The following is a 1,622-nucleotide window of genomic DNA, read 5'->3' as shown; positions in this document are numbered from 1 at the left end:
GACCTGCCATGGCCACCAAACGCGACTACTACGAAACCCTCGGCGTCCCCAAGAACGCGAGCGAGGAAGAAATCAAGAAGGCTTATCGCAAGCTCGCGATGAAGCACCACCCCGACCGCAACCACGGCGACACCAGCAAGGACGCCGAGGCCAAGTTCAAGGAGGTGAAGGAAGCGTACGAAATGCTGTCGGACGGCCAGAAGCGCGCGGCCTACGACCAATACGGCCACGCCGGCGTCGATCCCAACATGCGCGGCGGCCCGGGCGCCGAAGGCTTCGGCGGTTTCGCGGAGGCCTTCGGCGACATCTTCGGCGACGTGTTCGGCGGCGGGGGCCGAGGCCGTGCCGGCGGCGGGCGCCAGGTGTTCCGCGGCAGCGACCTGAGCTATGCGATGGAAGTCACGCTCGAGGAAGCGGCCGAGGGCAAGGAAGCCCAGATCCGCATTCCCAGCTGGGACGACTGCGGCACCTGCAAGGGCTCGGGCGCCAAGCCCGGCACCAAGCCCATCACCTGCACCACCTGCCACGGCGCGGGTGCGGTGCAGATGCGCCAGGGCTTCTTCAGCGTGCAGCAGACCTGCCCCACTTGCCACGGCAGCGGCAAGATCATTCCCGAGCCCTGCACCGTGTGCCACGGCCAGGGCAAGATCAAGAACAACAAGACGCTCGAGGTGAAGATCCCGGCCGGCATCGACGACGGCATGCGCATCCGCAGCACCGGCAACGGCGAGCCCGGCACCAACGGCGGCCCCCCGGGCGACCTCTACATCGAGATCCGCCTCAAGAAGCACGAGCTCTTCGAGCGCGACGGCGACGACCTGCACTGCGTGGTGCCGGTCAGCGTGACCACGGCCGCGCTCGGCGGCGAAATCAGCGTGCCCACGCTCAAGGGCGCTGCAGCCATCGACATTCCCGACGGCACGCAAAGCGGCAAACAGTTCCGCCTGCGCGGCAAGGGCATCAAGGGCGTGCGCTCGAGCTATCCGGGCGACCTGTACTGCCACGTGCGCGTCGAGACGCCGGTGAAGCTCACCGAGCATCAGCGCAAGCTCCTGAAGGAACTCGACGAGTCGCTCAGGAAGGGCGGCGACAAGCACAGCCCGACCGACAAGGGCTGGTTCGACAAGGCCAAAGAGTTCTTCAGCTGACCTGAGAAGAGCCGATCCCGACGGGCACCAAAGACGTGCGGGAATGCTCAAGGCCCTGAGCCTTACGGTGCATCGGTTGCAGCGTGGGTCTCGGGGCTTTTCTTCGTCTGTAACAAGCGCCCCACCCTCCGGCCGGAGGAGCGGCGACTCGTGCCACGCCGAAACGCATCGGGATCTTCAGACTGGTGCATCCAGGGGCTCGAAACCCGCGTAGAGCACACAGGTGGTGCCCCTTGCACTGTTGCGGCACGCGCTGACCGGCTTCCGCGTCCCCATCCCACGCCAACATGCGCAAGACGCCCATCGAGAAGTGGCGCGGGGATTGCTTTTATATTTCTTTTGGATGTGCAATAAACCAAACGACAGATCGCGCGTTATTGAAGGGAGAGGGCCGTTTTTATTGAGTCACTGGACTCAATAGGCGATGCTTTCTCGGGAAAACACCAATGAGAACGATAGCCATTGGATATAGGC

At 64.2% G+C, this 1,622-nt stretch carries 1 protein-coding gene; it reads left to right on the top strand.

The genetic code is table 11. The annotated features are described in order from the left end of the window. The first annotated feature begins 8 nt into the window (after positions 1 to 8). Positions 9 to 1,148: a molecular chaperone DnaJ gene (gene dnaJ, locus AC1DXX_RS33320; RefSeq protein WP_478138470.1), complete on the top strand. Its 1,140-nt coding sequence runs from the start codon at positions 9 to 11 to the stop codon at positions 1,146 to 1,148. The last annotated feature ends 474 nt before the right edge of the window (positions 1,149 to 1,622 follow it).

This window comes from Variovorax sp. P4_B10, from assembly GCF_056402375.1.
The sequence above is the reverse complement of the archived record's forward strand: the minus strand, read 5'-3'. Positions and strand labels throughout refer to the sequence as shown.